Source organism: Rhodococcus sp. JVH1 (assembly GCF_000280725.2).
In the GTDB taxonomy this organism is placed as follows: domain Bacteria; phylum Actinomycetota; class Actinomycetes; order Mycobacteriales; family Mycobacteriaceae; genus Rhodococcus_F; species Rhodococcus_F jostii_A.
Genome location: NZ_CP166289.1, coordinates 183,693 through 209,080, shown reverse-complemented (window position 1 = coordinate 209,080; position 25,388 = coordinate 183,693). Strand labels below are relative to the sequence as shown.

Here is a 25,388-nt window from a genome sequence, read left to right as displayed (position 1 = left end):
GGGCGACTCGCCCAGGGGCGGGAGGTCGATCCGCTATCGTCTACGGATGAGCGATGACGCGACTCCGTCCGGTCCGACCCGCGCTCCGACGAGCACCCGGCGGGCGGTGCTCAACACGATGAAGGGCTCGGCAGGAAACCTCGTCGAGTGGTACGACGTGTATATCTACACGGTCTTCGCCACGTACTTCGAGGCGCAGTTCTTCGACGAGAACGACGCCAACTCCACGCTCTACATCTACGCGATCTTCGCGGTCACCTTCGTCATGCGACCGGTGGGGTCCTGGTTCTTCGGCCGGTTCGCCGACCGTCGTGGCCGCAAGGCCGCCCTGATGCTCAGCATCACCATCATGTCATCGTGCTCCTTCGTGGTCGCGGTCATGCCGACGCGCGAAATCATCGGGTATTGGGCGGCGGTGGTTTTGGTCCTCGCTCGGCTTGTTCAGGGATTCGCCACGGGTGGGGAGTACGGCACCTCGGCGACGTACATGTCCGAAGCGGCGACCGCGAATCGGCGCGGCTTCTTGTCGTCTTTCCAGTACGTGACCCTCGTGGGCGGCCACGTGCTCGCGCAGTTCACGCTCCTGATCGCGCTCAGCGTTCTCGATGTCGAAGCGTTGAAGGATTGGGGATGGCGGATCGGCTTCTTCATCGGCGGCATAGCCGCGCTGGTCGTGTTGTGGATTCGGCGTTCGATGGACGAGTCGCTCAGCGAGTCGCATCTGAAGGCCATCCGTGCGGGTGAGGACCGGACGGCGGGTTCCTTGACGGCGTTGTTCACCAAACACTGGCGTCCGCTGCTGCTGGTGTTCCTCATTACCGCGGGTGGCACGGTCGCGTTCTACACCTACAGTGTCAATGCGCCGGCGATTGTGAAATCCACGTTCGGGGCCGACAATGCGCTGACGGCAACGTGGATCAACCTACTGGGGCTGATCTTTCTGTTGCTGCTGCAGCCGATCGGCGGCCTCGTCAGCGACCGCGTCGGGCGCAAGCCGCTTCTGATCTTCTTCGGTGTCGGTGGTGTGCTCTACACCTATGTGCTGCTCACCTTCCTTCCGCAGACCACCTCGCCGCTACTGGCGTTCGCGCTGGTCGCCGTCGGCTACGTCATCCTCACCGGGTACACCTCGATCAACGCGATCGTGAAGGCGGAGCTGTTCCCCGCCGACATCCGTGCCTTGGGTGTGGGACTGGGATATGCGCTCGCGAACTCTATCTTCGGCGGTACGGCGCCAGTGCTTTTCCAGGCGTCAAAGTCGGCCGGTCACGTCGGTTGGTTCATCTTCTATGTGACGGTAGTGATCGGGGTCAGCTTGCTGGTCTACATCTTCGGACTGAAGAACAAGGCGGTCACCGTGCTCGATCGCGAGCAGGGGAGCGCCTGGGGAGTGCCCGTGTCTTCGGGTCCCCGCTGAGCTGATTCCCGCGGTCCGGGTTCCGGGGGATCGGTGCCGGCAGTGCTGGCCCGGGGTGGACGGATAACTGCCCGGACGGACCACCCGGAAAAGCGGACCTACCGCAATCGGTGCGGGTCGTGCGGATGCCGACCTCGACTCGACTCTTGGGATTCTCGGCGACCACTTCGTAGTCAGCGACGGGCGACTCCTCGAAGCCTTCATCCGTTCCTTCGGAGAACGGCCTGAAGCAGATCATGCGGGCGGCGGTTGGGCACCTGCACGCCTTTCTCGGCGAGGTCCGGCTCACCGAGGGCGAGTGGAAGGTGGGAATCCACTTCCTCTCCAGTGACAGCGTCTTCGGGTCAATGACTCATTCGTGAAGGAATCTGTCGCGCAACCAGCCGGCACATCCACCCCGGACGGTCGCGACGGGAGCACCCGGACCTGGTCACGCGTTCGCTTCGACATCGTGCTCGCAACCGCGACACGTGGACCGCGACGAACGGCATTCGAACCGTGATATCGCCGAATCATGAAGGTGGGTAAAGGTATACGACACGCAGCGTGCTGTCTTTGCGAAACTCCTCTTATCGTTGTGACGGAGAATTCAGGGTGCAGTAGGCGTGAATCCTGCCGACATCGAGTTTGCGTGGTCTGCAATTATCTGCGCAATATCGACGGGACGGGAAAGGAAGGCCGAGTGGCTGGAGGCGACGCGTATGGTCTGTCCTGCCCGTGCGGACATGGCTTCCTGCGCCGGAACCGGAATCGCATTGTCGTTCTCGCAAATGATGTAAGTGCTTGGGGTCGATATCCACGCTGCGGCAGTTTGTGATTCTTCGAAAGAAGAGAGGCTCTGTGGCGAAAGTCGGGCTGCCGCGGCATCTGCGGCGGCTTCATCGATATCAGCAAAGAATATGTCTCGCGTATCTGTCGGCATCGTGACACCGTCGCCTATTTGCAACCATGATGTTGGTTGTCCCCCAATGGCACTCAACAGAGACTCGCCGATATCGAGCTGAAATGCCGTCAGATAGATGAGGTGCGCAACATTGGGGGCGCCCGCTGCCCCCTCGCTCAGTGGGAGGCCGCCGTAGGAATGTGCTACCGCGATGACGTTCCCCTCTATCGAATCGAGAGCAGACCGCACAACTCGCGCGTCATCATAGAGTCCTCCTCGTTGTCCTCCTTGCGGATTGGCGCTGGGGAGGTCGACAGTCTCGACCTCCAATCCGTTTCTGATCAATTCTTCCTTGACGTTCTGCCAGCGCCATGCGCCGTGCCATGCGCCGTGCACGAGTAGGACCGTGAGGCGCTCCTGGGAATCCGATGACATGGAACCTCCGTTGTTCGCGATGTGAACATTCATGCAGTATGTGAACATGCAGAAGATAGCAAGAAGGGTGACTCCTGTCACCATTGAATGTCGGTGACCGCCGGCAGGCAGCGCCTGATCACGGTTCGTGTATCCAGATCAGCGCAAATGCCGATGCCGTTCGTGTTGAACAGATTCGGGAAGGCTGATCCGCGGAGGGGTCGACACCGCAGGTCGCCTTTCGTGGCATCTATGCACTCGCTGCGACGTGGGCGATGGCCGGTCTCGGTCTAGCGGGCGAACGGCGCGGCGTCGGTGTCGTCGTGATCGACAAGGACGTCGTGGTCGACGACCTCGACCGCCGATTTGCATGTCGCCTGGGGCGGTGAGTCGTCACTTTCCTGCAAGAATCATTGCCCGGGATCGGGTCGTGCCTGCAGCACCGGTGCGGCGGCGGCGAGCAGGGCGTCGCGGTCTCGGTTCAACGGGGGATAGATGCGTTGGGTGTTGATGGTGACCTTGGTGGCCTTGGCCCGAGCGCCGCGCGACACTACCTGGCGATCCCACCCCTCGGTGTATACCGCGCCCGCCGGTCCCAGGTCGAGAATCGTGGCATACCAGGGGATCCGGAGCGGAAGCATCGGCTCTCCGAGTAGATCGCTGACGACGTTGTAGCCCGCGTAGCGGCCCATCGGGCGCCCGTGCTGGCACGACATCACCGACACGTGGTCGTCGTCCACCTGTGCCGCGGCGACGTCGCCGGCCGCGAATACTCCGGGCGAGCCGATCACTCGCAGATAGTCGTCGACCGGCAGGCGCCCGAGCCGGTCGCGCTCGCCGAGTTGTGCGGTCAGCGGATTGGCCCGCATGCCCGCGCACCAGACGACGGTGCCCGCGGCCAGCACCTCTCCGGAGGAAAGCGTCACGCCGTGCTCGTCGACAGCGGCGACACCGACACCGGTCATCGTCTCGACGCCGTTGTCGGACAGGGCCGCTTCGATCACCGGTCGCGCCGATGCCCCCATGTCGGAACCGACGTAGGGGTTGTGATCGATCAGCACTACCCGCGGTTCGACGCTGCGTCCAGCGCATACCTTCGCCAGCATTCCGGGCAACTCGGACGCCGTTTCGATGCCCGTAAGGCCTGCGCCGACCACCACCGCGGTCGCCGCGCCCCCGTCCGCTCGGCCGTCGGACAGCGTGGCCAGGTGGCGCTGGAGCTTGATTGCACCGTCGTAGGTGTCCACGTCGAAGCCGAATTCCCGCAAACCCGGGATATCGGGCTTCACCACCCGACTGCCCAGCGCCATGACCAAGCGGTCGTACCTCTGCGTGGGTTGAACTCCATTACCCGAGACGGTGACGCTGTGCGCCGCGGTGTCGATCGCCCTCACCTCGGCAGCGATGTGCCCGACGTCGACCGGGTCGAGCACATCGCTCAGCGGAATGCGGCAAGCGCTCAGGTCTGCCTCGTAGTTGCGGACCCGGATGTCGTGGAACGGCTGCGCACTGATCACCGTGACATCGACGGTGTCCGCGGCGTCGAGTTCGTCGCGCCGCCGCGCCGCCCCCAGCGCGGCCCACAAGCCGGCGAATCCCGAGCCGAGGACGAGGACGCGCTTGGAATCAGACACACCGCCATCGTGCCAGGTCTATGCCGGGACGACCGCTGGATCATGCGCGATCGGGCACCACCGGACCGAAACGCCCGAACTCAGCCCTGCGTGAGCCGGGCCACCAGGTCGATGTAGCCCTGCTTGGCATCGGCGCTGCTCGTACCCGCTACCTTGGCCCAGGCGTCGTACTTGGCGCGGTTGACCATGTCGAACCGACCGGGCCGCTTGCCTTCGACATCGCCCCTCGACCCCTGCTTGAACAGCGCGTACAGCCGCAGCAGCTCATCGTTGGCCGGCCGTGAGGTGAGCTTCTTGACGTTCTCCTGCGCATCGGCGAACGCCTGATCCAGATCCGACATGGGCACCCCTGGCTCTCGGACGAACTCTTCGACGCAATCGTAACGCCCGGAGCCGATGGCGTCTGATCCGTTCGGGCCGCCCATTCGATGAGGGCGAGGCGGGTTTCGAGAGACAGGTTGTCCCGAGCGGGAGTTGGTGTGAAGGTGTGCGGCGACGGGGGTTCCATCGATATGGTCGACGGGCGAGTGAGGTGAATTGAGCAGGCGCAGTGGTGGTGGGACCCCAAACTTCGACGGAGGTGTGTATGACGGTCGCTGACACGGTGGCGCCGCTGGTTCGCGCGGTGGTGGGGGCACAGGTCCCGGTAGGGATCCGGTGTTGGGACGGTAGTCGCAGTGGTCCTTCGGACGCGCCGTGGCAGGTGCACATCGTCAATCGGCGTGGTCTGCGGCGGTTGCTGTGGGCGCCCAACGACCTCGGTTTCGCGCGGGCCTACGTGTCCGGCGACATCGACATCGAGGGAGACCTGCTCGCCGGGCTGGACGTGTTGGAGCAGGTGTCGGACCCGAGCAGGGGCCCCGGTGTACGGATAGACCGGCAGACGAAGAAGGCGCTGGCGGCAGCGGCGCTGCGTCTGGGGATCATCGGCCTGCCGCCGAAACCGCCGGCCGAGGAGATGAAACCGGCGCGCGGGCACCGGCACGACAAGGAGCGTGACGCCGCCGCGATCAGCCACCACTACGACGTCGGCAACGACTTCTATCGACTCGTGCTCGGTGAGTCGATGACCTACTCGTGCGCGTACTGGGCGCAGCCGAGCGAGGATCTGGACGCAGCCCAATATGCCAAATGCGATCTGGTGGCCCGCAAGCTCGGTCTGACCGCGGGGATGCGGGTCCTCGACGTCGGCTGCGGGTGGGGGACGTTCGCGCTGCACGCGGCACGTCACTACGGAGTGCACGTCGTCGGTGTCACCCTGTCCCAGGAGCAGGCGGACTACGCCGGCAAACGGATGGTCGACGCGGGCGTGGGGGAGTTGGTGCAGATCCGAGTCCAGGACTACCGCGACGTCACAGACGGCCCCTACGACGCGATCTCGAGCATCGGCATGGCCGAGCACGTCGGCGCCGCGATGCTGGCGACCTACGCCGCGGACCTGTTCGCGTTGCTACGCCCGCAGGGGCGGTTGCTCAACCACGCGATCTCGCGGCGGCCACGCAAACCCGCCGCCACGTTCTCCAAGACGTCCTTCATCGATCGCTATGTGTTCCCCGACGGAGAAATCGAACCACTCGCGACGATGATCGAGGCGCTCGAAGGGGCCGGTTTCGAGGTGCGCGACGTCGAGTCGCTGCGCGAGCACTACGCGCTGACCCTGCGGGCCTGGGTGGGGAACCTGGAGGCGAACTGGGACGAGGCGGTGGCCTACAGCAGCGCCGGGCGGGCCCGGGTGTGGCGGATGTATATGGCCGGCGCGGCGTTGGCTTTTGCGGCGAATCGGCTCGGGATCAACCAGGTTCTGGCAGTCAAATCCTCCGAACGGGGTAGCAGCGGCATGCCCGGCACCCGTGCCGAACTCTTGCAACAATCTGTACCGATACAATCTCCGGCTCGCGAACACTGAAAACCGTTCAGAAGCACTGAATTCGCGTTCGGTGCGTGCCGAGCGCAGCGCGGTAAACAGTGTCGTGGTGAGACCCCCGACGGTGAGGAGGGCGCGTGCGGTTCGCGCTGGACGATTTGTTGGTCGACGTGCCGGCGGAGCAGGTCGAGGAAGCTCGCGGCTTCTACACCTCGAGGGCAGTCGGCCGCGGCCCCCGCACTCCCGAGGAGCTGAGGGAAGTACGGGCGAAGCGGTCCGCTCCTTCACCCGCCGATCCACCGGCGGTCGAAGAAATGGTCGAAGCCGCGGGAGCGCATGTCCCGGTGCGGATCTTCACCCCCGCCGGCGGGCGAGCGCGGGGCGTCTACCTCGATATCCACGGTGGCGGCTTCTACATGGACTCCGCGGCGCGCGACGACGTGCGTAACCGTGAGCTCGCTGACGCTCTCCGCATCGCCGTCGTCAGCGTCGACTACCGGCTGGCACCCGAGCACCCGTGGCCGGCCGCACCCGATGACTGCGAAGCGGCGGCGCTCTGGGTCGTCGAACACGCCGATGCCCGCTTCGGATCATCTCGACTGGCGATCGGCGGGCGATCGGCGGGAGCGACTCTCGCGCTGGCAACTCTGCTCCGGCTGCGGGACAGGGGAGCCGTCGACGGGTTCACCAGCGCCGCACTTCAATTCGGCACCTTCGACTCGAGCGCGCAGACTCCGGCCGGACGTCGGATCGCAGACGAATACTTCATCCAGGCCTACGTCGGCCACGTGGAAGATCGCACTGCTCCAGACATCTCTCCTCTGTACGGCGACCTCCACGGCCTTCCCCCGGCGCTGCTGGTCGTCGGAAGCAAAGACGTGTTGCTGGAAGACAACCTCGCGATGGCAGGCCGGCTCTCCGCCGCCGGCAATGACGTCGAGCTCCGGATCTATCCCGACGCGCCCCACGGGTTCACGGGCCACCCCACGGCAATGGCCAGGACTGCGCTGAGCGGCGTCGAATCATGGCTCCTCGAGCGGCTCGCCCAACCGTAGGACTACTCGGGTGTCGAAGCCTGGGAGGTCGATGCGGCAAGCTCGGCCAAGTGGTGCAGCGAGTTGGTGAGATGCTCAGGACCGAACGGCGGGAACTGGATGTACTCGCGGATGAACTGCGGCACCGCAGACCAGTCGTAGGTGAGCGTGACCTCGGTTTCAGTCGTGCCGCGCGGCACCAGGTCGTAACGCCAGATCCAGCCGCCGAACTCCAGGCGACCGTCGTCCTTCTCCTGCCCCGTCATCCAGCCGATGGCGCGCGGCGGGTCGATGACCTGGACCTCGTTGGGCACCTGATACTCACCGTTCGGATGGTTGGGGTGATACATGTCCATCCGGAAGATCTGCCCCACCTCGGTCATCGGCGCCGGGTCGGTAGCTTCCTGAACCCAGCCGGTGCCGTCGATCGCAGAATGGGTCTTCGGGTCGGCCAGCACCGCGAACACCCTGGTGGCGGGCACGGTGACAGTCAGAGTGGCGCTCACGTTGTCTTGATGCACGGTATGCACGCTCCTTGTTTGCCTCATCTCCGACCCCCCGCGGGTGCGGAAGCGGACACTCATCGAGACAGACTGCGGGGCGAGGCGGAATTCATCGGTCGCCGACGCCACACGGTGGCTACGGTTATCCTGCGTTGGCGCGGTGCGCGGTGCCGAAGCGGTGTCGGTAGGCGGTCGGTGACATCGACAGCTCTCGTGCGAAGACTCTTCGTAGGCTCTCGTAGCTGGGGAATCCGGCGAGTGATGCTGCTTGTGTTGCGTTGTGTCCTTGATCGAGGAGGGCCTTTGCCAGGTCGAATCGGATCAGTTCGACGTATCGGGCTGGTGTGGTGGACAGTTCGGTGCGGAAGAGCCGGGTGAGGTGTCGGGGGCTCATGTTGAGGTGTGTGGCGAGCTCGGGGAGCGAGTGGTTTCCGGCGGGGTCTGCGGTCACCAGGTCCACGATTCGGCGGAGGGCCGGTGTGCGCGGCGGTGGGCCTTGGAGTGGGGCGGAGAATTGCGATTGTCCGCCCGCGCGCTGCAGGTAGACCACGAGGCGTCGGGCGACGTCGCGTGTCAGATCGGGGCCGTGGTCGTCTTCGACGAGGGCTAGCGCGAGGTCGATGCCGGCGCTGACGCCTGCGGAGGTGTAGGTGGTGCCGTCGCGAACATAGATCGAGTCGGGTTCGACGTGGGTCGTCGGGTGTCGGGTGGCGAGTTCGTGTGCGACTTTCCAGTGTGTGGTCGCGCGTTTGCCGTCCAGGAGGCCGGTCGCTGCGAGGATGAATGCCCCGGTGCAGATGGAGCCGACTCGGGTAGCTCGCGTGGCGAGGGTGTTCGTGGCGTCGACGAGGTCGCGGGCGATGGCGGTTCGGGGATAGATGTCGCCGCCGGCCACGAGGAAGGTGTCGGGGGCCGGTTCCGATCCTGCGTTGCCGTCCACGGAGATCGTGATGCCGATGGACGATGCCACATTGGCCCCGGTCGGTGACAGCAGCACGATCTGGTAGTCGGCGCCGCATCGATTCGCCTCGGCGAACACTTCGGCGGGGCCGGCGACGTCCAGCAGCTTCACCCCGTCGTAGACGAGGATCGCGACCCTGTGGGGGTGGGGGCTGGTGTGCATGCTCACCGCCTGTCCAGATTCGAGTGGTTCATGGCCGGACCGAGGCGGCGCCGGATGCCGGATGTGCGGCACCGTTGGGGGACGGACACATCGTCTGTTCTACAACATCGAAACCTGAAAGTGCAGGCTCATGACCGAGATCATCGCAGGAGTGGAGATTCCCGAGACGCAGGCGGCGGCTGAGGCCACGGTTCTGATCAGGGAGACGACGAACCCGCTGATCTTCCATCACTCGCGGCGCGTGTTCCTCTTCAGCACGCTGCGGGCTCGCGAGCTCGCCCTGCGGCCGGACCCTGAGCTGCTGTATCTGTCGGCGCTGTTCCATGACACGGGTCTGCTCAGGCCGTTCTCGGGCGTGGAGCAGCGGTTCGAGCTCGATGGAGCCGATCACGCTCGCACGTTCCTGCTCGATCGCGGTTTCTCCGATGCCGCCGCTGAGGTGGTCTGGACGGCGATCGCGTTGCACACCACGCCGGGGATTCCCGGCCGGATGGGGGACGAGGTCGCTGCCACGAACTTCGGTGTTCTCACCGATGTGGTCGGGTTGGGTTTGGAAGGTCTGGACCCGGATCAGGTGGAGGAGATCACTGCTGTCCATCCGCGGGGTGATTTCAAGAACGAGTTTCTGCAGGCCTTCGTCGACGGGCTCAGCTACCGGCCGGACACTACCTACGGCACCGTCAATGCCGACGTACTCGAGCACTTCGTGCCCGGCTTCCGCAGCACGAGCATGGTCGATCGGATCATGGGGTCGGCGTGGTCGTCGTGACCGGGACGGGATCGCAGGACCATTCGTCAATTCGGCACACTATTCGAAGGGAACATGATGACCAGCGTGAATCTCGGTGAGCAGCACCCGTCCGTTTACCAGAACCTGATGAGGCTGGACGCGGGCGTGAAGGCGGCTCTGGAAACCGCGGGAGTGGACCCGCTGCTGGTGGAGTTGGTGAAGATTCGCGTCTCCCAGCTGAACGGCTGCGCGTTCTGTCTTCGCTTGCATAGTCGTGCGGCCCTGGCCAAGGGGGAGAGCGCGGATCGGCTTGCGGTCGTGGCGGCGTGGTGGGAGTCGCAGTACTTCAGCGACCAGGAGCGGGCGGCGCTCGCTCTCGCCGAACAAGTCACCGCGCTCGCTGTCCCGGACCGGCGAGCCTGGGACGACGGCTCACTCACCGACGTGCAGGTGTCCGCGATCAGCTGGCTGGCGACCGTGATGAACGCCTGGAACCGGGTCGCGATCACCAGCCACTACCCGGTTGCGCCGTAGAGTTCTCGGCCCTCGCGGCACGAGGCAGGCGGTGACGGCGAATTGGGCCGGCGCGAGCGCGGGAATCGCGGTGGTTGGCCATGTCGAGTGTCATCTGGCTCGATCCGGCGGGCTGTTGACGTTGGCCTGGGCTTCGATGACCAGCGAAACATGGTCTATGAACCGGCTTGTGGAAATTTTCGAGTTGCCGGTGAGCCAACGCTGGTACAGGGACGCGAGAGCGCCGAAGTTCGCTGTCGAGTCGAGTAGTGATCAACGTATCGCGTGCGGCGAGAACGACACGATCCAGGACGGCAACGGGGAGTGCATCCGTGCCGGCGAAGCTCTCGTAGACGTACCGCTCGGGGGCCTGCTCGGCGGCAGGTCCCCCGCACCATCGCGCGGCCGGTCCCGGTCCCGGTCGTGTCCTCATCCTCTCACTGCGACGTGCAGGTCGGACGCCGGTGGATCCTCCTTCAAATGTTGACATCGACCGCTGTTGACAGCGGATGATGTCAGTTCTAGTGTTGCCGGCATGCGCGGCATCAACGAGGAGGGCGCCCGAATGGTCAGGTCTGCAATACCGGTGGAACTTCCGGTCGACAGCGTCGATCACCCACCCGAAGTGGTCGACGTACTCGTGGTCGGCGCGGGATTCGGTGGGCTGGGAACTGCGATCAGACTGAAACAAGCCGGCATCGACGACTTCGTCGTGCTCGACCGCGCGGAGGACATCGGCGGGACGTGGCGGGTCAACACCTACCCGGGAGCGCAGTGCGACATCCCCTCGATCCTCTATTCATTCTCTTTTGCACCCAACCCGAACTGGACCAGGCTTTACCCGCTGCAGCAGGAGATCCACGACTATCTCCGTTCCTGCGCTGAGAACTTCGGCATCGTCCCGCATCTGCGGATGGGTCATGACGTGCAGGACGCGACCTGGGACGACGACTCGCAGGTGTGGCACGTGACCACCAGTCGTGGAACTTGGGAGGCGCGGATCCTGGTCGGGGCGATGGGCCCGTTCAGCGAACCGGCGGTACCGAACCTCCCGGGACTGGAGAGCTTCCGGGGCGCTGTCTTTCACTCGGCGGCCTGGGACCACGAGCACGATCTCGCGGGGGAAAGGGTCGCAGTGATCGGAACCGGGGCCTCTGCGGTCCAGATCATCCCCCGAATCCAGCCGATCGTCGGTTCGATGACAGTGTTCCAGCGGACCCCGACGTGGATACTTCCGCACCCCGACCAGCCGATGACCGGATGGCCCCGGAAACTGTTCGCGCGGGTACCTGTTGCCCAGAGGCTGGCACGGTCCGGTCTCGATCTGGTCCAAGAGGCGATGGTTCCCGGGTTCGTGTACAAGCCGGCGCTGTTGAAAGGGCTGGCGGCACTCGGGCGCGCCCACCTGCGCCGCCAGGTCCACAACCCCGAACTGCGGACAAAACTTACGCCCACCTATGCGTTCGGTTGCAAACGACCGACGTTTTCCAACTCTTTCTATCCGGCGCTCGCGCAACCGAATGTGGACGTGATCACCGACGGAATCCGGGAAGTGCGATCGAATGGGATCGTCACCGAAGACGGCGTTCTGCACGAGGTCGACACGATCGTGATGGGAACGGGATTCCGGCTGACCGACAATCCTGCGTTCGACGTGGTGCGAGGTCGAGGCGGTCGTACCCTGGCCGAGGCGTGGAACGGCAATGCCCGCGCCTATCTCGGCACCACCATCAGTGGTTTCCCCAACTTCTTCATGTTGCTCGGCCCCAATTCGGTCGTCTACACCTCGCAGGTGGTGACCATCGAAGCGCAGATTGCGTACATCCTCAGTTGCCTGCAGGAAATGAACGCGCAGGGGGCGGCCAGTATCGACGTCCGCCCCGAGATTCAGCAGGCGTTCGTCGACGAGGTCGACGAAAGGCTGCAGACCTCGGTGTGGAACACCGGCGGGTGCAACAGCTACTACCTCAGCGGCGAGGGCCGCAACTTCACCTTCTACCCGGGGTTCAACCGCCGCTTCCGCGCGCGGACCCGGCGGGTGGACCTCCACCACTACATCATCAGCGGGGCCGGAGCCTCGGCAAAGTCGACAGTGAGGACAGCAGGATGATGTCGTTTGCCCGAATCGGCCGAAACCCTGTGGTCGATCCCGTCGGTGCGCGGCGGTACACGGACGAAGCTCACGCGATCGCCGCCCGTGACGTCGAGTTCTCCTGGGATGGAGTGCCGTTGCACTATGTTCCCGGCGAGCCAATGGCCACGCATGTCATCAACTTCATGCATCTGGTTCTTCCCGAAGGTGAGCGTGCGATGTCCGCGACGTTGGCGGAGGTACTGCCATTGATCGAGGACGAGCGGCTCCACGAGGAAGTGGTCGGGTTCGTCGGCCAGGAGGCGACTCATGCCGCTTCGCACAAGGGTGCCCGTGAGCACCTCGCGGAACTGGGCATGGACATCGAACCGATGGCGGAGAAGATGGACTGGCTCGTTGACCGGATTCTGGGAGACCGAGGGCTGTCCGGCCGCGCGAAACAGGCGTGGCTGTGCGAACGGCTGGGCTTGTTCGCCGCCATGGAGCACTACACCGCCGTGGTGGGGGAGTGGCTGCTGACGGACCCCGCGCTGGAGAAGGCGGGCATGCATCCGGTGATGCTCGACATGGTCCGGTGGCACGGCGCCGAGGAGGTCGAGCACCGCAACGTCGCCTTCGACGCCTACATGTACGTCGACGGCAGCTATGCCCGGCGCGTACGAACGGCGCTGATCGCCAGCCTCACGCTCAGCCTGCTGTTCCTGACATCGATGAACTACCTCTTCCGCACCGACCCGTCGACGGACAAGGGTCGCTTCTGGCCCCTGCAGCTGATCCGGGCAACCAGGCGGGGGCTCGTGCCGAACATCAAATTCCTGATCACGGAGATCCCGCCGTACCTCCGTCCCGGCTTCCATCCCTCGCAGATCGGTGACATGGATGTGGCGATGCGCTACCTCGCACAATCGCCTGCTGCCAACCGTTCCCACCGAGGAAGCCACTTATGACGATGACGAGGTCGGACAGGTCCGCAGGTTCGGACTCCGATACACCCGATTTCGAACCCTCCAGGGTTCTCCGGCTGGCCGCGCGGGCGACGGTCGCGTATCGGCACGTGTTCGCCGCCAGTCGTGCTGCTCCGTGGCTGTCGAGGCCGAAGCCTGTGCGCAACTGGGGGTTCGATAGGGAACTGATCGTTGCGGAGGTGCGAACCGAGGCTGCTGATGTGGTCAGCCTGAAAGTGGTGTCGCCGGACGGACGCGATCTTCCGTCCTGGATCCCGGGCGCTCACCTCGACCTGATCCTCCCGTCCGGAAAGCAACGGCAGTACTCTCTGTGCGGCGACCCCGACGACCTGTCGTCCTACCGCATCGCGGTCCGCCGGATCGACACGGGTCTGGGTGGCTCGATCGAGGTACACGACTCCCTGCGGGCCGGGACCCCGATCACCGTGCGGGGGCCGCGCAACGCGTTCCCACTGGTGGCCGCCGACTCGTATCTGTTCGTCGCGGGCGGAATCGGAATCACCCCGATCCTGCCGATGCTGAAGAGATGCCACGACCGTGAACTGCCTTGGCGGCTGGTGTATCTCGGACGCTCCCGAGCGACCATGCCGTTCCTCGACGAACTCGCCCGGTACTCCCGTGGCCAGGTCGAGATCCGGCCGGACGACGAACTCGGCGCTCCCGACGTCGCCGGAGTCGTCGCCACGGCTTCACCGGGTGCCGCCGTCTACATGTGCGGTCCGACACCGTTGATGACGACCGCACGTCGGGTGATGCGCGAGATCGACCCGACCGGATCGCTTCACACCGAGCGCTTCTCACCACTTCCAGTGGTCGATGGCCGCGAGTTCGAGATACACCTTGCCCGCCGAGGGACGACTGTGTCCGTCGGGCCGGACGAGACCGCGCTGGCCGCGATCCGCCGGGAGGTCCCCGGCGTGGCCTACTCATGTCAGCAGGGCTTTTGCGGCACCTGTCGCGTGCGTGTCCTGGCCGGTGAGGTCGATCACCGCGACAGGATCCTGACGCACGACGAGAAGGAGGATTCGATGCTGATCTGCCTGTCCCGCTCGGCCGGTGGGTCGCTGGTGGTCGACCTGTGACGCGCTGGTACCCACTCGCCGCGACCGACGACGACTTCCTGCAGACCGCCCGATTCCGGATTGTGCACGTCGTGAACGTCTCGACGGACACCGGCCACGTGTGGAGTGTGTTGACCGCGCACGACGCACTGGTGTCGTGGGCGCGGCTGATCACGGCCAGCGAGTGGACATCGTCGCGGCCCTTCGGCGTCGGTACCACCAGGACCGTGACGCTCGGGCACGGGGCCGCGGCGCTCAGGGAACGCTTCTACCGCTGGGACGAGGGCAGACGGATGACTTTCACCGCCGAGTCCGCAAGCAGACCGGGATTCCGCCGGTTCGCCGAGGACATCTCCCTGGAGCCGACGCCGGACGGAACCCGCCTCACCTGGACCTTTGCGGTGGACTCCGCGCCCGGGTTCGCCCCCATCCTCGCGCTGTCCCTTCCACTCCTTCGTCGGGTGACACGGGGATGGGCGAACGCGCTCGCCGCCACGGCGCTCGACGAACCGAAGGGCACCGCCCGATGATCAGCACCTCGGCTGCAGCAGACACGTTCGATGTGATCAGTCCGGCGACCGGACGGGTGGTCGGCACCCACCCCCGCGGGTCGGCCGACGACGTCGAGGACGCGATATGCCGCGCGCGCGAGGTCGGCGGATGGTGGGCGGCACTGGGATTCGAGGCACGGGCCCGGCGACTCGACGCGTGGCGGGGCATCATCGCCCGCCGGGCACCGGAACTCGCGGAACTCACCCACATCGAGATGGGCAAGCCGCAAGCGGACGCGATGCTCGAAATTGCGATGGCCTTGGAACACCTCGCGTGGGCGGCGAAGAACGCCGCCCGGGTTCTGGGTCGGCGCACGGTCCGCCCCAGCCTCCTCACCGTCAACCAGGCGGCCGGCGTCGAGTATCTCCCCCTCGGAGTCGTGGGGGTGATCGGACCGTGGAACTACCCCATTTTCACCCCGCTCGGTTCTCTGTCCTTCGCGCTCGCCGCCGGGAACACCGTGGTCTACAAGCCCAGCGAGTACACCCCGGGCGTCGGTGTGTGGTTGGCCCAGACATTGTCCGAGGTCGTGCCGGAACACCCGGTGCTGCAGGTGGTCACAGGGGACGGCTCCACAGGAGCAGCGCTGTGCCGATCGGGTGTGGACAAGATCGGGTTCACGGGGTCCACCGCCACGGGAAAGAAGGTGATGACCGCGTGCGCGGAGACGCTCACCCCGGTCCTGATGGAGTGCGGCGGGAAGGACGCCTTGATCGTGGACGCTGACGGCGACCTCGACGCCGCGGCCGATGCGGCGGTGTGGGGTGGGTTCTCCAACGCCGGTCAGACCTGCCTCGGGGTGGAGCGGGTGTACGTGCACGAAGAGGTATTCGACGCGTTCGTCGATCGGGTGGTCACTCTCGCAGGCACGATCCGGGCCGGTACCGGCGGGAACGCGCAGATCGGCCCCATCGCCATGCCCACGCACATCGACGTCATCCGTCGCCACATCGACGACGCGATCGGAAAGGGCAGCCGCGCCGTACTCGGAGGGCCGGACGCCATCGAGGGCAACGTGGTGCAGCCGACCATCCTTGTGGACGTGCCGGAGGACAGTGCCGCGGTCACCGAGGAGACATTCGGGCCGACATTGACCGTCAGCAGGGTGCGGGATATGGACGAGGCGGTCGAACGGACCAACGCGAGCCGATACGGGTTGGGGTCGAGCATCTTTTCCCGCCGTCACGGCGAGGAGATCGCGACACGAATCCGCACCGGCGCGGTGTCGGTCAATTCGTACGTCATGTATGCCGCCGTCCCGAGCCTGCCGCTGGGTGGTGTCGGTGATTCCGGATTCGGCCGGGTCCACGGCGCTGACGGGTTGCGGGAATTCACCTTCCCTCGTGCGATGACGAGGCAGCGATTCCCGTCGATTCTTCCGCTCACCACGTTTCGGCGCACACCACGCATCGACGCTCTGGTCCGCGTTCTCGTCCGACTGCTCCACGGAAGGCATTGATGATGGCCACGTTCAGAACCCGGTCGACCATTGCGCGCACCCTGAGAGACCTGGGCCTCCCACTGCCCGGTCGAGGCGCCGAGTACAACGTTGCCGGCAAGGTAGTCCTGATTACCGGCGGAGGTGACGGTATCGGACTGGCATCGGCGCGTGCCCTGCACGCCCGCGGCGCAACGGTCGCACTGCTCGATGTCAATCAATCGTCCCTGACGGCAGCCGAATTCGCGCTCGGCCGACGGCGGGTCCTCACCCTGGTCGCCGATGTCCGCGACCGTCCCGGCATGGATTCAGCCGTGCACGCGGTGATCGAGCGGTACGGGCGGATCGATGTGGTGATCGCGAACGCCGGAGTGACCCCGCCCCCGTCCACCCTCCGCCAGATCGATCCGGCGGGCTTCGACCGCGTGATCGACATCAACCTCACGGGTGTCTTCAACACCGTCCATCCTGCGATCGACGAAGTGATTGCGCGACGCGGCCACATCGTGGTGGTGTCGTCTGCGGCGGCCTTCGCGCCCGGTCTCGGTGGCGCGTCCTACATGATCAGCAAGGCCGCCGTCGAACAACTCGGCCGGGCACTCCGTCTCGAACTCGCCGGCTACGGCGCCTCCGCGGGTGTGGCGTACTTCGGGATGGTCGACACCCAACTGGCTCGGGCAACCCTCGACGACGACGAGATCGGCAGAAGGCTCGATGCGCGTCTTCCTCGTCCGCTGCGCCGCCGCATAAGCCCGGAGGATGCCGCGACGGTGATCGCAGATGCTATCGCCCGCCGCGCCGGACGCACCCTCGCTCCGGCGGCATGGCAACCGTGGGCCCTGGGACGAGGACTGGTGAACGTGCTCGCCGACGGCTACCTCGCCGCCGACGCCGAATGTCACCAACTGATCCGCGAGCTCGAAGAACGTCCCGTCACCACACACCCGAGTGGCTCCACAACAGCCGGTCCCGAACCGAGGAGAACGCCATGACCATCGAGGAAGCGCCCCACACCCTGTGCGCAGCATTTCAACGCACCGCCGCCATCGACCCGGACGCCATCGCACTGCGAACCGTCGGCGATGCACAGACGTTGACCTGGCGGCAGTACTCGAGCCAGGTCCGCGACGTGGCAGCCGGATTCGCCGCACTCGGAGTCCGCCGCGGCGACACCGTCGCCTTGATGATGGCCAATCGTGTGGAGTTCTACCCCATCGATGTCGGAGCTCAACATGTCGGGGCGACGTCGTTCTCGATCTACAACACGCTTCCCGCATCTGCTATCGCTTACGTTCTCGGGAACGCCGAAGCCAAGGTCGTGGTGTGCGAGGCCCAATACGTGGAACGAATCAGGGAATCCGGCGCACAGGTGGAGCAGATCGTCGTCATCGACGCCGAGGGAGGAATTGCCCCGGCCGGGACACTCACCTTGAACCAGATGAAGACACTCGGCTCACCGGACTTCGACTTCGACGCCGCGTGGCAATCGGTGCGGCCCGACGATGTTGCAACCCTGATCTACACCTCGGGCACCACCGGCAACCCGAAAGGGGTGGAGTCGACTCATGCCGCATTGCTGTTCGAGGCCGGCGCGGTGTGCTGGATCCTCCCGATCGAGTTCGGAGACCGCATCACCTCCTTCATGCCGTCGGCACACATCGCCGATCGGATGACGGCGCTGTACTTCCAGATGGTGTTCGGAACGCAAGTCACCGTCGTCGCGGACGTACAGCGGATTGCTGCCGCACTTCCCGACTGTCGGCCGACCATCTGGGGCGCGGTGCCGCGTGTCTGGGAGAAGCTGAAAATCGCGGTCGAACGGGCGGTGGCGAACGAACCGGACGACGCACGACGGCACGCGCTGCAGTGGGGCCTCGATGTCGGCGCACGCCGTATCGAGATGCTCCGGGTAGGGCTGCCGGTACCGGAAGAACTGGAACACGAGTTCGTCACGGCAGAATCAATGGTGCTGGCGCCGATGCGCGCCGAACTCGGATTCGACAAGCTCAGATGGGCCGTGTCGGGGGCGGCACCGATACCAGCCGACACGTTGGCGTTCTTCTCAGCGCTCGGGCTGCAGATCTCCGAGATCTGGGGGATGTCGGAACTGACCTGCATCGCCAGTGCGGCCCCGGCCGATCCCGCCAAACTGGGAACGGTCGGCAAGATCGTGCCCGGCATGGACATGCGAGTCGCGAACGACGGTGAGCTTTTCGTTCGTGGCCCCCTCGTCATGAAGGGCTACCGGGGGGAGCCTGCCAAAACTGCCGACGCCGTCGACGCCGACGGATGGCTGGCCACCGGTGACGTGGTGTCCATCGACGCGGACGGATACCTCACCGTCATCGATCGGAAGAAGGAACTGATCATCAACTCCTCGGGGAAGAATATGTCCCCCGCCACCATCGAAAACGCAATCAAGGCCACCTCCTCGTTCATCGGCGGCGTGGCCACCATCGGAGATGCGCGGCCGTACAACACGGCCTTGATCTCACTCGACCCCGAGGCCGCAGCCAATTTCGCTGCGACGAAGGACATCCGGGTCGACGCCGCTTCCCTGGCAGGAGACCGTGACATGATCGCGATGATCGCCGCCGCCGTCGCGCTGGCCAACACCGGCCTCTCTCGCGTGGAGCAGATCAAGCGCTTCCTGATCCTCCCCACCTTCTGGGAGCCGGGCGGTGACGAACTGACCGTGACGATGAAACTGCGCCGCAAACCGATCGCCGAGAAGTACGCATCCGAGATCGAGCTGCTCTACCTCGAACCACTCGCCCGAGGTGTGTATGAGCCCGCCGCCCGGACGTCGGAGGTCCCGGTGGGGAGCTGAGACAGCTGACCCCTCATGACTCGTTCGCAACAAATTCTGGAGACGAACCCGTGACTGCTCACCCTGCCATCACCGACATCACATCCTCATGGATGGACGACGAGCTCGGCGCAGTTGCCGAACTCGCCCGAAACTTCTTCGCCAAGGAGGTCACCCCCCACCAACGCCGGTTCGCCGCACAGGGCTTTCCGGACAAGGAGATCTACGGCACCCTGGGCAAGCTGGGCTTGTCGGGGATGTCGATTCCTACGGAGTTCGGCGGAGGGGGAGGAACTTTCGCCCACGATGCCGTGCTGTTTCACGAACAGGTGATGGCGGGTGACCACTCGTTACAACTCGGTGTGCACTCGGGAATCGTTCCGCACTACCTGAACGCGTACGGAAGCCTCGAGCAGAAATCGCGATGGCTTCCCAAGCTCACAAGCGGTGAATGGGTCGGTGCCATCGCCATGACCGAACCTAGCGCCGGCTCGGATCTGCAAAATATCACTACCCAGGCCGTGCGTGACGGCGGCGACTACGTCATCACCGGCGCCAAGACCTTCATTTCCAACGGTCGCAACTGCGACCTCGTGATCATCGCGGCCAAGACCGATGCCACGCTCGGGGCGAAGGGAGTGTCTCTCGTTGTCGCCGAGGTGAACGACGACACTCCCGGATTCTCGCGCGGACAGATCTTCGACAAGCTGGGCCAGAAGGGGCAGGACACCACCGAACTGTTCTTCGACGGACTTCGCGTCCCGGTGGACAACCTCCTCGGAGAACGTGAGGGTGCCGGATTCGTCCAGCTGATGCAGCAGCTACCACAGGAAAGGTTGATCTGCGGCGTCGCTGCCGTCGCCGCGATCGAACGCGCAGTAGCACTTACGATCGAGTACACCAAATCGCGGACAATGTTCGGAAAGACCCTGTTCGACCTCCAGAACACCCGCTTCGAACTTGCCGAATGCGCGGCACTCGCGAGGGTGTCGCGCACCTTCATCGACGACTGCATCGACAAGCACCTTCGCGGCGAACTCGATGTCACCACCGCCGCAATGGCGAAATACTGGTTGACCGACCAACAGTGCGCCGTGATCGACCGCTGTCTCCAACTGTTCGGAGGATACGGTTACATCCTCGAATACCCCATCGCCCAGATGTACGCCGACGCCCGCATCCAGCGCATCTACGCCGGATCCAACGAGGTCATGAAAGAACTGATCTCGAGAGCGCTATAACAAGCAGACAGCTCAGCATCGTCGCATGGTGGGTGATTCCGCAAGTGCCTACCACATGCACACGATCGGCTCGGCCTGGTCTGGGGAAGTGCCGGGGCGGAATACAGATCTGACAGACGCGCAATCGGCTCTACTGGACCGTTGGTTCGGGCAGTGGCAGGTTCTCGCGGATCATTCGTGGCCATTGCAGGACACGACCGTACTGAGAGTGCGGAAAGCTGACAACGACTTCATCGTGAAGGCATCACGGTCGAGCCATCACATCGGCAGGGAGATCGCAGCCCACCAAGTATTCCTGAGGAACACGGGGTTGGGTTGCCGCGCTTGGTGTATGCCGACGTGGGCGAGAAGCTGCTGGTGACCGAGTACCTTCCCGGAGAACTGGTCGAGGGGTCGCCAGCGGACTGGGACCCGGCCACCTACCTGCAGGCGGGGCAGGCACTCGCTGGCCTGCTGTTGCCGGGCGACGTGTCTGCCGTGTACTACGCAAATCTGATCGAGCGCACGCATGGGTACATGGACCGGGCGGAGGATCTGGTGTCGGCTGACCAGCTGGAGGCATTGCGCGTGCGGTTGGCGGCTACCGCGGCAAGGCCGGTGCGGTTGTCGTTCACCCACGGCGACTACCACCCGCGGAACTGGTTGCTGCATGAGAGTGAGTTGAGGGTGATCGACTTCGGCCGCGCGGACTGGCGGCATTGGACGAGTGATCTGGTGAGGTTGCAGTCTCAGCAGTTCATGGGCCGGCCCGATTTGGAGGAGGCCTTCCTTGCCGGTCTCGGGCGTGATCTCACCGCCTCAGACGTCGAAACCTTGGACCTCGAGTGGATGCATCAGGCGATAGCGACTGTGGTGTGGGCTCACAACATTGGTGACGCAGAATTCGAGGAACACTGCCGCTGGATGCTCGACAAGAGCGTCGGCCGGGTATCCCAGGTTCATCTTTGAAAACGTAGAAACGCGACGCATCTACCGATCGGCGGAATCCCGCAGATCAGGACCGAAGGCAGATCGCCGGTCGGGCAGTGAGTGGCGCTCAGGTGTGCCCGCACCGGGTGCGGACCCACCCACCTCGGATTCCGACCGGGCGCCCACCACGGTGGCGACCCGGTCGGAAGTCGAGGCGGTGCTCAGCACGCAGTTGCGTGCGTCGTGAACGGGTGGGTGAGGTGCCACCTCTCCGCGTCGGTCAGTCGCCGATGACGGCGTCGGCCTCGATCTCGATGAGCAGGCCGGGGGCAATCAGCGCGCTGACCTCGAGGATCGTGGTGGCGGGTCGGATTTCGCCGAAGACCTCGCCGTGCGCGATGCCGGCCTCTTCCCACCGGCTCATGTCGGTGAGGTACATGCGGGTGCGGATCACATCGGTCGTGCTCGCTCCGGCCTCCGTGAGTGCTGCGTCGATCCGGCGCAGTGCTTCCCGGGTCTGTTCACCGAGATCGTTTCCGCCGACGGGGCCGTCGGGACCCGACGCCGTGGTGCCCGACACGGACACGAGCCGGCCGATGCGCACGGCGCGGGAGTAGCCGATCTTGGCTTCCCATTCGGAACCGGACGAGACATTGTTTCTGTTCGACATGGGCAACATTGTCGCAAGCCCAGATCCGGCGCTCACCAGCGCGGTCTTTCCCCACGATCCGGTCTCCGCGCGGGTCGAAGCCTTGACACCGGTTAGAACAAATGTTCGCATGTACTCATGAGGTGGGATGGGCAAGCGGTCGACGCCGACGACGGTGCATTGCCGGGGCTGGAGCGTGCCGGGCTCGTGCGCAGTGTGCAGACGCCCGAGTTCGACGGCATCACCTTCCACGAGGTGCTCTGCAAGAGCGCGCTGAACAAGATGCCCGAGGAGTCACAACTGCCTTTCCGGTTCACCGTCAATGCATTTCGCGGATGCTCGCACTCCTGTCGCTACTGCTTCGCGCGGCCCACCCACGAGTACCTCGACCTCGACGCGGGCCGTGATTTCGACAGTCAGATCGTCGTGAAGACCAACGTCGCGGCGGTGCTGCGCAAGGAGCTGGGGCGTCGGTCGTGGAAGCGGGAGCACGTGGCGCTCGGCACCAACACCGATCCCTATCAGCGAGCGGAGGGCCGGTACCGTCTGATGCCCGGCATCATTCGCGCGCTGGCCGAATCCGCCACCCCGTTCTCGATTCTGACCAAGGGGACATTGCTGCGGCGCGACCTCCCGCTGCTGACGCTCGCCGCCCAGCAGGTGCCGGTCAGCATCGGCGTGTCGCTCGCGATCCACGATCCCGACCTCCAGAAGTCGATCGAGCCGGGAACGCCCACCCCGAAGGCGCGCCTCGATCTGATCCGGGCGATCACCGACGCCGGCCTGCCCTGCAATGTGATGGTGGCCCCCGTCATTCCCTTCCTGACCGATTCGGTGCGGCATCTCGACGGACTACTCGAATCCATCGCCGATGCCGGCGCCTCGGGTGTGACCGTCTTTCCGATGCACCTGCGCGGCAGCACCAAGGGCTGGTTCATGAACTGGCTGTCGACCGAGCATCCGGCGCTCGTCCGTCAGTACCGGCAGTTGTACGGGCGGGCGGCCTACGTTCCGCCCGAATACAAGTCGTGGCTGAAGCAGCGCGTCGACCCTCTCGTCGACCGGTACGGTCTGGGCGGCGGGGCGAACCATCGGGAGGCCGGGCACCCCCAGGCCGTCGAGTCCGATCGCGGTGAACTGGTCGGGGTCGGTCGTCCCGGACCGGCGCTCACTCTCTTCTGACGTGAACGGTCCGCCTCGGCTCGTACCATTCGGCGCCGGCAGGTTCTCCCGCCATGTTCCAGCTCCACGAGATGGTCGGTGCGATGCGCACATAGAGGCCGGGGCCGATCATTCCGTCCCGTTCCACCGGCTGATCGGCCGTGCCGTAGATCCGGATGGACCGCGCGACGAAAGGTTCGAACGACACCAGGTCGTCGACGACCAGCGACACCTTGTCGTTCCCGGCCCGGATGTTCCGGAACTTGCGGGTACCGGCGACGGACGGTCCGGAGCCTCCCACCCAGAAGTCCGTTCCGTCGAACTCGAAGGCGAGTGGAACGACGTCGGGTTGCTCGTCAGCGCCTACGGTGGCGACGCGCGCGATCGGCTGCGACCGCAGGTAGGCGATCTCTTCGTCCGTGAACGACATGGAAATCTCCTCGTCGATGGCGACCGATGTTTCTGCGTCGACACTAGCCAAGCGGATGAGTAACGCTCCCCGCCTTCCCGGAGACAAGGGGGAGAGAGGTTCGCCCGACGCGCAACGACCAAGGAGCACCATGCCTGTGGGAGATCTGGTTGTCCGATCGGCGGTGGTGGGTTCGCTCGCCGCGGCCGCACTACTCGGTGCACCGGCCGCCGCCGGGGCGGATGCTGCGACGCTGACCCCCACCTACACGATCGGGCACGGTCTGAACCCCGGCGACCTCAGCGTGTGCGGTGGGCGCATCGACGCCCACGCGTCATCCGGCTACCCGGAGCCGTACGGGCCGAACTACGTGCTGTTGACGACGTACTTCGTGGGCCCCTCCCGGGTCTGCATGGTCGACGGAACCCTGCATTGGCGCAACCTCGACACCGGTGCCTCCGGGACGAAGCAGTGGGCGTTGAGCGGGTGGGACGGTCCGGGCGCGCCGACAGCCGTGTACTTCGATCCGGGGGCGGGCCAGGTCGGCATCGAGATCACCACGAGCACCCCGAACATTCCGGGTACGGGCGAGTTCACGGCGTCCTGAGCGCAGGTGCGGCGGGTTCAGGCGAACACGTTGGCCAGCCAGGACTTCCACGCGTCCTGCGACTTCTCCTGGTCGGCGCCCGCAGCGAACAGGTGGTGCGCCGCGTCGACCGTTCCGCCGAACGCGTTGCGGCCGTAGAACCGGTACAGCGCATCGGCGGTCCGGATGCCGATGAAGTGCGGCGTCAGGTAGTCGACGACACCGTCCACGGTGCCGAAACCGGGGACGTCCACGGACACGGCGTCGCCTGCGGCGGAGGCGTCGGTCAGACTTAGCGCGCCGCGGAGGGTGGCCATCGCGCCAGGACCGGTGGACGTGTCCGGGCCGGCGGTCGTGATGTAGGTGGCCGCGCGGCCGGCGAAGTACTGGACATACTGGCCGAGGCTGTGGAGGTAGAACGTGGTGTGCTTGTCGGCGCCGTCGTACTGCGCGTCCCAGTCGTCGGTGAAGATGCCGCTGTGGACGTAGCGCAGCGCCGCGGTGCCGCCGTCGCGGGCCTCGATGAGGTATTCGAGGGCGTTGAACCAGCCGCCCGGACCTTCCTGCCGCACGGCGAACTTCTGCGGCGGCTCCCACGCGACGACGGTGGGGTCGTCCGGTCCCTCGCTGCCCACACCGGGATCCAGTTCGGAGGGGAACATCCAGCCGCCGGTGCCGGTGGTGACGGCGGCGAACACCTCGTCCGGGCCGGCGTTCAGGACGACCTCGCGGCGAATCTCGAAGTTCTGGGACATGGCTAGCTCTCCTCGTGACGGTTGTCCGGTGACTTAGCTTGTGCAGGAGGTATTTTCAGGCTGGGGTGCAGTGCGACGACGAGCCGGTGCCTGCGTCCGTTCGGGGCGTTCTCGTCGTGGTACCGGGCCACCAGGTGCTTCACGGACTCGCCGAGTTCGTCGGCGAAGGCGGACCGGTCGGCTGCGGACGCGAACCGGATCTCGCTGTCGATCGCGTAGGTGGCCAGCGGCTGACGCGCCGCGGTGGCGCCGGCGATCAACTCGCCGACCTCACGCACCAGTCGCGCGGCCAGTGCCACCAGCCAACGGGCCGACAGTTGGTCCGGTGACCGGTCGGGATCGGGTGCGAGGGCGGCGAACGCGGCGGGGGAGATGACGTACGACGCCGCGGTGGCCTGGAAGACCCGCTCGGTGACGTTGCCCTTCTTGCGTTCCTCGACGAGTTCGACGAGGCCGTGCTCCTCGAGTGCCCGCAGGTGGTAGTTGGCCTTCTGCCGCGTCAATCCGACCGTCGCGGCGATGGAACTCGCCGAACCGGGTTCGGCCAGCGCCGCGAGCAACCGCGCCCGGACCGGGTCCAGGGAGATCTCCGCGGCGGCCGCCTGATCGATCACTGCTACGTCCAACATGCGTCAACTGTCGCACC

General features: G+C 65.3%; 26 protein-coding genes. 17 read left to right on the top strand and 9 right to left on the bottom strand.

Going from position 1 to position 25,388, the window contains the following annotated elements:
* Nucleotides 1–46 precede the first annotated feature (46 nt).
* Together JVH1_RS00975 and JVH1_RS00970 are read left to right on the top strand one after the other, a co-directional pair.
* Entirely contained in the window at nucleotides 47–1,417 is a 1,371-nt protein-coding gene (locus tag JVH1_RS00975; protein WP_011598826.1) for an MFS transporter, read from the top strand.
* Between the two features lie 236 nt (nucleotides 1,418–1,653).
* Entirely contained in the window at nucleotides 1,654–1,779 is a 126-nt protein-coding gene (locus JVH1_RS00970; RefSeq protein ID WP_009480373.1) for a dioxygenase, read from the top strand.
* Nucleotides 1,780–2,006: 227 nt separating this feature from the next.
* On the opposite strand, the gene JVH1_RS00965 is transcribed toward JVH1_RS00970, so the two are convergent.
* From JVH1_RS00965 to JVH1_RS00955, 3 genes are all read right to left on the bottom strand, one after another.
* Nucleotides 2,007–2,819 carry an alpha/beta hydrolase gene (locus JVH1_RS00965; RefSeq protein WP_009480375.1) on the bottom strand — a complete coding sequence of 271 codons (813 nt, stop codon included), beginning with the start codon at nucleotides 2,817–2,819 and terminating at the stop codon, nucleotides 2,007–2,009.
* Nucleotides 2,820–3,124: 305 nt separating this feature from the next.
* Entirely contained in the window at nucleotides 3,125–4,348 is a 1,224-nt protein-coding gene (locus JVH1_RS00960) for an NAD(P)/FAD-dependent oxidoreductase (protein ID WP_009480377.1), read from the bottom strand.
* A gap of 80 nt (nucleotides 4,349–4,428) precedes the next feature.
* Entirely contained in the window at nucleotides 4,429–4,689 is a 261-nt protein-coding gene (locus JVH1_RS00955) for an acyl-CoA-binding protein (protein WP_009480378.1), read from the bottom strand.
* A 245-nt stretch (nucleotides 4,690–4,934) separates the two neighbouring features.
* Between JVH1_RS00955 and JVH1_RS00950 the strand changes: the two genes are divergently transcribed.
* Nucleotides 4,935–6,254 (top strand): cyclopropane-fatty-acyl-phospholipid synthase family protein, encoded by a 1,320-nt coding sequence (locus JVH1_RS00950; protein WP_009480379.1) that lies wholly within the window; start codon nucleotides 4,935–4,937, stop codon nucleotides 6,252–6,254.
* A 95-nt stretch (nucleotides 6,255–6,349) separates the two neighbouring features.
* Nucleotides 6,350–7,267 carry an alpha/beta hydrolase gene (locus JVH1_RS00945; protein ID WP_009480380.1) on the top strand — a complete coding sequence of 306 codons (918 nt, stop codon included), beginning with the start codon at nucleotides 6,350–6,352 and terminating at the stop codon, nucleotides 7,265–7,267.
* Between the two features lie 2 nt (nucleotides 7,268–7,269).
* On the opposite strand, the gene JVH1_RS00940 is transcribed toward JVH1_RS00945, so the two are convergent.
* On the bottom strand, nucleotides 7,270–7,794 hold the full coding sequence (locus JVH1_RS00940; protein WP_202803513.1) for a polyketide cyclase: 525 nt from the start codon (nucleotides 7,792–7,794) through the stop codon (nucleotides 7,270–7,272).
* Nucleotides 7,795–7,891: 97 nt separating this feature from the next.
* The gene (locus JVH1_RS00935; RefSeq protein WP_043782722.1) at nucleotides 7,892–8,944 is read right to left on the bottom strand and encodes a GlxA family transcriptional regulator; all 1,053 of its coding nucleotides are present in this window, start codon (nucleotides 8,942–8,944) and stop codon (nucleotides 7,892–7,894) included.
* A gap of 58 nt (nucleotides 8,945–9,002) precedes the next feature.
* On the opposite strand from JVH1_RS00935, the gene JVH1_RS00930 reads away from it, so the two are divergent.
* The 11 genes from JVH1_RS00930 (at nucleotide 9,003) to JVH1_RS00880 (ending at nucleotide 21,221) form a co-directional block, all read left to right on the top strand.
* Nucleotides 9,003–9,641 carry an HD domain-containing protein gene (locus JVH1_RS00930; protein WP_009480383.1) on the top strand — a complete coding sequence of 213 codons (639 nt, stop codon included), beginning with the start codon at nucleotides 9,003–9,005 and terminating at the stop codon, nucleotides 9,639–9,641.
* 57 nt (nucleotides 9,642–9,698) lie between these two features.
* A complete protein-coding gene (locus tag JVH1_RS00925; protein ID WP_009480384.1) occupies nucleotides 9,699–10,136 on the top strand; it encodes a carboxymuconolactone decarboxylase family protein in 438 nt (145 codons plus the stop codon).
* A 544-nt stretch (nucleotides 10,137–10,680) separates the two neighbouring features.
* A complete protein-coding gene (locus tag JVH1_RS00920) occupies nucleotides 10,681–12,225 on the top strand; it encodes an NAD(P)/FAD-dependent oxidoreductase (protein WP_009480385.1) in 1,545 nt (514 codons plus the stop codon).
* On the top strand, nucleotides 12,222–13,154 hold the full coding sequence (locus JVH1_RS00915; RefSeq protein WP_009480386.1) for a metal-dependent hydrolase: 933 nt from the start codon (nucleotides 12,222–12,224) through the stop codon (nucleotides 13,152–13,154). The genes JVH1_RS00920 and JVH1_RS00915 overlap by 4 nt, the downstream gene beginning before the upstream one ends.
* On the top strand, nucleotides 13,151–14,254 hold the full coding sequence (locus tag JVH1_RS00910) for a PDR/VanB family oxidoreductase (RefSeq protein WP_009480387.1): 1,104 nt from the start codon (nucleotides 13,151–13,153) through the stop codon (nucleotides 14,252–14,254). Before JVH1_RS00915 ends, JVH1_RS00910 begins: the two co-directional genes overlap by 4 nt.
* A complete protein-coding gene (locus JVH1_RS00905; protein ID WP_009480388.1) occupies nucleotides 14,251–14,763 on the top strand; it encodes an SRPBCC family protein in 513 nt (170 codons plus the stop codon). The genes JVH1_RS00910 and JVH1_RS00905 overlap by 4 nt, the downstream gene beginning before the upstream one ends.
* Complete coding sequence (locus JVH1_RS00900) at nucleotides 14,760–16,244, top strand: aldehyde dehydrogenase family protein (RefSeq protein WP_009480389.1); 1,485 nt, start codon at nucleotides 14,760–14,762, stop codon at nucleotides 16,242–16,244. Before JVH1_RS00905 ends, JVH1_RS00900 begins: the two co-directional genes overlap by 4 nt.
* Nucleotides 16,244–17,215, top strand: coding sequence for an SDR family oxidoreductase (locus tag JVH1_RS00895; protein WP_009480390.1), 972 nt, complete (start codon nucleotides 16,244–16,246; stop codon nucleotides 17,213–17,215). The genes JVH1_RS00900 and JVH1_RS00895 overlap by 1 nt, the downstream gene beginning before the upstream one ends.
* The gene (gene fadD11, locus JVH1_RS00890) at nucleotides 17,212–19,053 is read left to right on the top strand and encodes a fatty acid--CoA ligase FadD11 (protein WP_009480391.1); all 1,842 of its coding nucleotides are present in this window, start codon (nucleotides 17,212–17,214) and stop codon (nucleotides 19,051–19,053) included. Before JVH1_RS00895 ends, fadD11 begins: the two co-directional genes overlap by 4 nt.
* A gap of 92 nt (nucleotides 19,054–19,145) precedes the next feature.
* Nucleotides 19,146–20,273 (top strand): acyl-CoA dehydrogenase family protein, encoded by a 1,128-nt coding sequence (locus JVH1_RS00885; RefSeq protein ID WP_157174105.1) that lies wholly within the window; start codon nucleotides 19,146–19,148, stop codon nucleotides 20,271–20,273.
* Nucleotides 20,274–20,612: 339 nt separating this feature from the next.
* Nucleotides 20,613–21,221, top strand: a complete 609-nt coding sequence (locus JVH1_RS00880) for an aminoglycoside phosphotransferase family protein (RefSeq protein ID WP_237735336.1) — start codon at nucleotides 20,613–20,615, stop codon at nucleotides 21,219–21,221.
* A gap of 241 nt (nucleotides 21,222–21,462) precedes the next feature.
* Here JVH1_RS00880 and JVH1_RS00875 read toward each other — a convergent pair whose 3' ends face one another.
* Entirely contained in the window at nucleotides 21,463–21,852 is a 390-nt protein-coding gene (locus JVH1_RS00875) for a RidA family protein (RefSeq protein WP_009480395.1), read from the bottom strand.
* A gap of 117 nt (nucleotides 21,853–21,969) precedes the next feature.
* Between JVH1_RS00875 and JVH1_RS00870 the strand changes: the two genes are divergently transcribed.
* On the top strand, nucleotides 21,970–23,013 hold the full coding sequence (locus JVH1_RS00870) for an Rv2578c family radical SAM protein (RefSeq protein WP_009480396.1): 1,044 nt from the start codon (nucleotides 21,970–21,972) through the stop codon (nucleotides 23,011–23,013).
* Here JVH1_RS00870 and JVH1_RS00865 read toward each other — a convergent pair.
* Nucleotides 23,000–23,422: a PPOX class F420-dependent oxidoreductase gene (locus tag JVH1_RS00865; RefSeq protein WP_009480397.1), complete on the bottom strand. Its 423-nt coding sequence runs from the start codon at nucleotides 23,420–23,422 to the stop codon at nucleotides 23,000–23,002. The two genes, JVH1_RS00870 and JVH1_RS00865, sit on opposite strands and share 14 nt — an antisense overlap.
* A gap of 130 nt (nucleotides 23,423–23,552) precedes the next feature.
* On the opposite strand from JVH1_RS00865, the gene JVH1_RS00860 reads away from it, so the two are divergent.
* On the top strand, nucleotides 23,553–24,008 hold the full coding sequence (locus JVH1_RS00860; RefSeq protein WP_043782727.1) for a hypothetical protein: 456 nt from the start codon (nucleotides 23,553–23,555) through the stop codon (nucleotides 24,006–24,008).
* Nucleotides 24,009–24,025: 17 nt separating this feature from the next.
* Here JVH1_RS00860 and JVH1_RS00855 read toward each other — a convergent pair whose 3' ends face one another.
* Both JVH1_RS00855 and JVH1_RS00850 read right to left on the bottom strand, forming a co-directional pair.
* Nucleotides 24,026–24,742: an SRPBCC domain-containing protein gene (locus tag JVH1_RS00855; RefSeq protein WP_009480399.1), complete on the bottom strand. Its 717-nt coding sequence runs from the start codon at nucleotides 24,740–24,742 to the stop codon at nucleotides 24,026–24,028.
* 2 nt (nucleotides 24,743–24,744) lie between these two features.
* Nucleotides 24,745–25,371 carry a helix-turn-helix domain-containing protein gene (locus JVH1_RS00850; protein ID WP_011598849.1) on the bottom strand — a complete coding sequence of 209 codons (627 nt, stop codon included), beginning with the start codon at nucleotides 25,369–25,371 and terminating at the stop codon, nucleotides 24,745–24,747.
* Between the last annotated feature and the right edge of the window lie 17 nt (nucleotides 25,372–25,388).

Excerpts from the sequence above, each read along its gene's own strand:
- JVH1_RS00895 (WP_009480390.1), top strand. The coding sequence starts at position 16,244 with ATGATGGCCACGTTCAGAACCCGGTCGACCATTGCGCGCACCCTGAGA.
- JVH1_RS00915 (WP_009480386.1), top strand. The coding sequence starts at position 12,222 with ATGATGTCGTTTGCCCGAATCGGCCGAAACCCTGTGGTCGATCCCGTC.
- JVH1_RS00930 (WP_009480383.1), top strand. The coding sequence starts at position 9,003 with ATGACCGAGATCATCGCAGGAGTGGAGATTCCCGAGACGCAGGCGGCG.
- JVH1_RS00920 (WP_009480385.1), top strand. The coding sequence starts at position 10,681 with ATGGTCAGGTCTGCAATACCGGTGGAACTTCCGGTCGACAGCGTCGAT.
- JVH1_RS00850 (WP_011598849.1), bottom strand. The coding sequence starts at position 25,371 with ATGTTGGACGTAGCAGTGATCGATCAGGCGGCCGCCGCGGAGATCTCC.
- JVH1_RS00870 (WP_009480396.1), top strand. The coding sequence starts at position 21,970 with ATGAGGTGGGATGGGCAAGCGGTCGACGCCGACGACGGTGCATTGCCG.
- JVH1_RS00975 (WP_011598826.1), top strand. The coding sequence starts at position 47 with ATGAGCGATGACGCGACTCCGTCCGGTCCGACCCGCGCTCCGACGAGC.
- JVH1_RS00865 (WP_009480397.1), bottom strand. The coding sequence starts at position 23,422 with ATGTCGTTCACGGACGAAGAGATCGCCTACCTGCGGTCGCAGCCGATC.
- JVH1_RS00925 (WP_009480384.1), top strand. The coding sequence starts at position 9,699 with ATGACCAGCGTGAATCTCGGTGAGCAGCACCCGTCCGTTTACCAGAAC.
- JVH1_RS00910 (WP_009480387.1), top strand. The coding sequence starts at position 13,151 with ATGACGATGACGAGGTCGGACAGGTCCGCAGGTTCGGACTCCGATACA.
- JVH1_RS00875 (WP_009480395.1), bottom strand. The coding sequence starts at position 21,852 with ATGTCGAACAGAAACAATGTCTCGTCCGGTTCCGAATGGGAAGCCAAG.
- JVH1_RS00950 (WP_009480379.1), top strand. The coding sequence starts at position 4,935 with ATGACGGTCGCTGACACGGTGGCGCCGCTGGTTCGCGCGGTGGTGGGG.
- JVH1_RS00965 (WP_009480375.1), bottom strand. The coding sequence starts at position 2,819 with ATGGTGACAGGAGTCACCCTTCTTGCTATCTTCTGCATGTTCACATAC.
- JVH1_RS00940 (WP_202803513.1), bottom strand. The coding sequence starts at position 7,794 with ATGAGGCAAACAAGGAGCGTGCATACCGTGCATCAAGACAACGTGAGC.
- JVH1_RS00955 (WP_009480378.1), bottom strand. The coding sequence starts at position 4,689 with ATGTCGGATCTGGATCAGGCGTTCGCCGATGCGCAGGAGAACGTCAAG.
- JVH1_RS00855 (WP_009480399.1), bottom strand. The coding sequence starts at position 24,742 with ATGTCCCAGAACTTCGAGATTCGCCGCGAGGTCGTCCTGAACGCCGGC.
- JVH1_RS00885 (WP_157174105.1), top strand. The coding sequence starts at position 19,146 with ATGGACGACGAGCTCGGCGCAGTTGCCGAACTCGCCCGAAACTTCTTC.
- JVH1_RS00970 (WP_009480373.1), top strand. The coding sequence starts at position 1,654 with ATGCGGGCGGCGGTTGGGCACCTGCACGCCTTTCTCGGCGAGGTCCGG.
- JVH1_RS00900 (WP_009480389.1), top strand. The coding sequence starts at position 14,760 with ATGATCAGCACCTCGGCTGCAGCAGACACGTTCGATGTGATCAGTCCG.
- JVH1_RS00860 (WP_043782727.1), top strand. The coding sequence starts at position 23,553 with ATGCCTGTGGGAGATCTGGTTGTCCGATCGGCGGTGGTGGGTTCGCTC.
- fadD11 (WP_009480391.1), top strand. The coding sequence starts at position 17,212 with ATGACCATCGAGGAAGCGCCCCACACCCTGTGCGCAGCATTTCAACGC.